Genomic DNA, 4,550 nt, shown 5'->3' with positions numbered 1-4,550 from the left:
CGCAGCCGGCTCTGTTCGCGTTCGAGGTGGCGTTGTTCCGGTTGCTGGAGTCGTTCGGGGTACGGCCCGACCTGCTGGCCGGGCACTCGATCGGCGAGCTCGCCGCCGCCCACGTCGCCGGCGTCATGGACCTGGCGGACGCGGTGAAGCTGGTGGCGGCGCGGGCCCGGCTGATGCAGGGCCTGCCTAGCGGCGGGGCGATGGTCGCGGTCCAGGCGACGGAGTCGGAGGTCGCCCCGCTGCTGGCGGGACGTACGGCCGAGGTCGCCGTCGCGGCGGTCAACGGGCCGTCCTCCGTGGTGCTGTCGGGCGACGGGACGGCCGTCGAGGAGATCGCCGCGCACTTCGCGGAGCGGGGCCGCCGCACGAGCCGGCTGAGGGTGTCGCACGCGTTCCACTCGCCGCACATGGACGGGATGCTGGAGGAGTTCCGCACGGCGGCGAAGGAGATCACCTTCGCCGCCCCGGAGATCTCCGTCGTCTCCACCCTGACCGGCCGCCCCGCCACCGGGGACGAGCTGCGGACCGCAGACTACTGGGCCGAGCAGGTGCGGGGCGCCGTCCGGTTCGCCGACGCCGTCCGCACCCTGGAGTCCGAGGGCGCCGGCACACTGCTGGAGGTGGGCCCGGGCGCGGTGCTCAGCGGCCTCGTGGCACAGTCCGCCGCGGACCCCGACGCCACCCACGCCGTACCCGCCGTGCGCGGCGGACGTCCCGAGGCCGAGGCGCTGACCGCCGCGCTCGCCGCCCTGCACTGCCGGGGCACGGCGGTGGACTGGACGGCGTTCTTCGCCCCCACCGGGGCCGGCACGGTCGACCTCCCCACCTACGCCTTCCAGCGCGACCACTTCTGGCTGTGGCCCGAGACCCCCGCCCCGGCAGCCGCCGAGCAGGCGCTCTTCCGGCAGACCTGGGAGCCCGCCGAGCTGCCGGTCCCGCAGGAGCTCCCGCACTGGGCGGTCCTCGCCCCGGCCGGTACGGCCGGCGGACCCGAGCCGGCCGGCGCCATCCGCTGCACCACCGTCGCCGAGCTCGCCGCCGCCGTCGCGGCCGGCACCCGCGTCGACGCCGTCCTCGCCCCCTTCCCGGCCGCCTCCGCCCCGGACGAATGGTCCGACGGCCCGCTGCACGCACTGGAGCTGACCCGGCAGTGGCTGGCCGACGAACGCCTCGCGGACGTCCGGCTGGTGGTCCTCACCTCGGGCGCCGTCGCGGCGGCCGACGGCGACGACGTCACCGGCCTGGGCGCCGCCGCGGCCTGGGGACTGCTCGGCTCGGCGCAGTCCGAGGCGCCCGGCCGGATCGTCCTCCTCGACGCGCCGTCCGTGACGGAGCCGACGCTGTCCGCCGTGGTGGCCGCCGGACACCCCCGGGCGGCGGTACGCGAGAACCGCGTGCTGCTCCCGCGGCTGACCCCCGTGACCGGCACCGCGCCGGCGGCCGGCTCCCCGTGGGACCCCGACGGTACGGTGCTGATCACCGGCGGCACCGGCGCGCTCGGCGGTGTGCTGGCCCGGCACCTGGTGGCCGAGCGCGGGGTGCGGCACCTGCTCCTGGTCAGCCGGCGCGGCGAACGGGCCGAGGGCGCGTCGGACCTGGTCACCGAGCTGACCGGACACGGCGCCACGGTCACGGTCGAGTCCTGCGACGTCTCCGACCGGCGGGCCCTGGCCGACGTCCTCGCCCGCGTCCCCGGCGAGCACCCGCTGACCGCCGTCGTGCACGCGGCCGGCGTCCTCGACAACGCCCTCCTCGCCGAACAGCACCCCGGCCGGCTGCGGACCGTGCTGGGGCCGAAGGCCGACGCGGCCTGGCACCTGCACGAGCTGACCCGCGAGCTGGACCTGCGGGCGTTCGTGCTCTTCTCCTCCACGGCCGGGGTGTTCGGCGCGCCCGGCCAGTCCAACTACGCCGCAGCGAACGCCTTCCTCGACGCGCTGGCCCGCCACCGGGCGGCCCACGGGCTGCCCGCCACGTCCCTCGCCTGGGGCCTGTGGCGCGACCGCGGCCTGAACGCGGGCCTGAGCGACCAGGACCTCAACCGGTTCGCCCGCGACGGGTTCCGGACGATCGACGACGCGGAGGGGCTGGCCCTGTTCGACCGGGGCGTGGCCTCGGGCGTGCCCGCGCTGGTGGCCTCCCCGCTCGCGCCCACGGCGACCGCGGGCCCGCGCGCGGAGGACGGCACCACGGCGGAGGACACCGGCGCGCCGTCCCTCGCCGAGCAGCTGGCCGGGCTGACGGAGGAGCAGCAGGAGCGGTACCTGCTGGAGCTCGTCACCACCACGGTCGCGGCCGTCCTGGGCCACGCGAGCCCGGCCGGCATCGCGCCCGGGCGGCCCTTCCAGGAGCTCGGCTTCGACTCCCTGACCGGTGTCGAGCTGCGCAACCGGCTGGGCGCGGCGACCGGCGTGCGGCTGCCCGCCACCCTGGTCTTCGACCACCCGACCCCGGCCGCCCTCGCCGCGTACCTGCGGGCCGAGGCGGCTCCCGGCCCCGTCGACCCGGCCGACCACGTCCACGAGGAACTCGACCGGCTGGAGGCGTCGCTGGCGCGGCTGGCGGACGACGAGTCCCGCGCCGGCGTCTCCGTCCGCCTGCAGACCCTCCTGGCCAAGGTCAGCGCTCCCGCGAGCACGGCCACGGCCACGGACGCCACCGCCGCACCCGACCCGATCGCCTCCGCCTCCGCGGACGAGATCTTCGCCTTCATCGACACCCAGCTCGGCCGCGCGGCGGGCTGACCGTCCGGCGCACCGCCCCCACCGAAGCCCCGGCAGCACGCCGTACCGAGGAGAGACTGATTCCGCATGTCCGCAGACAGCCCCGACGAACACAAGCAGGCCCAGGACCGAGAGCAGAAGCTGGTCGAGTACCTGAAGTGGGTGACGGCCGATCTGCAGAAGGCACGTGAGCGGATCACCGAGCTGGAGACGTCCCGCGGGGAGCCCGTGGCGATCGTGGGCATGGCGTGCCGGTTCCCGGGCGGGGTCACCTCGCCCGACGAGCTGTGGCGCGTGGTCGCGGACGGCACGGACGCGATCACCCCGTTCCCCACCGACCGCGGCTGGGACCTGACGGCCCTCTACAGCCCCGACCCGCAGGAGCCCGGCACCTCCTACGCCCGCGAGGCCGGGTTCCTCGACGGCGCCGCACTGTTCGACGCCGGCTTCTTCGGCATCTCCCCGCGCGAGGCGCTGGCGACCGACCCCCAGCAGCGGGTGCTCCTGGAGACGGCCTGGGAGGCGCTGGAGGACGCCGGCATCGACCCCGCCACGCTGAAGGGCTCCCGGACCGGCGTCTTCGCGGGCGTGGTGGAGCAGAGCTACCTCGGGCTGTACGGGCCCGAGGAGTTCGAGGGCTACCTGATGACCGGCAAGCTCAGCAGCGTCGCCTCCGGCCGGATCGCGTACACCCTCGGTCTGGAGGGGCCCGCGCTCTCCTTGGACACGGCGTGCTCGTCGTCGCTGGTGGCCCTGCACCTCGCGGTGGAGTCGGTGCGCCGCGGCGAGTCGACGCTCGCCCTGGCGGGCGGTGCCACCGTCACCGCGACCCCCGGCGGTTTCGTGGACTTCTCCCGGCAGAAGGGGCTCGCCCCCGACGGCCGCATAAAGTCGTTCTCCGCGACGGCCGACGGCACCGCCTGGTCGGAGGGCGTCGGCCTGCTCGTGGTCGAGAAGCTCTCCGACGCCCGGAGGAACGGGCACCGGGTGCTGGCCGTGGTGCGCGGTTCGGCGGTGAACCAGGACGGTGCGAGCAACGGTCTGACGGCCCCGAACGGCCCGTCCCAGGAGCGGGTGATCCGGCAGGCGCTCGCGAGCGCGGGGCTGACGGCCGCCGACGTGGACGCGGTGGAGGCGCACGGCACCGGCACCCGGCTCGGCGACCCGATCGAGGCCCAGGCCCTGCTGGCCACCTACGGCCAGAAGCGCGAGAAGCCGCTGCTGCTGGGCTCGCTGAAGTCCAACATCGGGCACACCGTCGCGGCCGCCGGCGTCGGCGGCGTGATCAAGATGGTGCAGGCCATGCGGCACGGCGTCCTGCCCAAGACCCTGCACGTCACCGAGCCGACCCCGATGGTCGACTGGTCGGCCGGCGCCGTCGAGCTGCTCACCGAGGCCCGGCCGTGGCCCGGGCGCCCGGACGGCCCCCGGCGCGCCGCCGTCTCCGCGTTCGGCGTGAGCGGCACCAACGCCCACGTCATCCTCGAGGAGCCCGCGCCCGAGGACGTGCGGGCCGCCGAGGAACGCCCGCCCGCGGACCGCACGCTGCCCGTGGTGCCCTGGACGGTCTCCGCCAGGACCGAGGAGGCCCTGCGCGCACAGGCCGCCCGGCTGGCCGCGTACGCCGAGGCACGGACCGACGCGACCGTCGCCGACATCGGCCTCTCCCTGGTCACCACCCGCACCGTGCACGAGAACACGGCGACGGTGGTCGGTGGGACCCGGGAGGAACTGCTCGCGGGGCTGCGGTCGCTGGCCGAGGGTGCGCCGGCGGCCGGGGTGGTCACCGGGGTGCGCTCCCAGGGCCGTACGGCGTTCGTGTTCTCG

Annotated in this window: 2 protein-coding genes; both read left to right on the top strand. The window is 76.1% G+C overall.

From position 1 onward, the window contains the following. On the top strand, positions 1–2,744 hold a 2,744-nt coding region (locus IEZ04_RS35730), incomplete at its 5' end, for an SDR family NAD(P)-dependent oxidoreductase (RefSeq protein WP_189220902.1). A 66-nt stretch (positions 2,745–2,810) separates the two neighbouring features. Beyond that, positions 2,811–4,550, top strand: a 1,740-nt coding sequence (locus IEZ04_RS34225) for a type I polyketide synthase (protein ID WP_189220901.1), incomplete at its 3' end; no start/stop codon positions are given.

Source organism: Streptomyces ruber, assembly GCF_014648075.1.
Taxonomy (GTDB): domain Bacteria; phylum Actinomycetota; class Actinomycetes; order Streptomycetales; family Streptomycetaceae; genus Streptomyces; species Streptomyces ruber.
The sequence above is the reverse complement of the archived record's forward strand: the minus strand, read 5'-3'. Positions and strand labels throughout refer to the sequence as shown.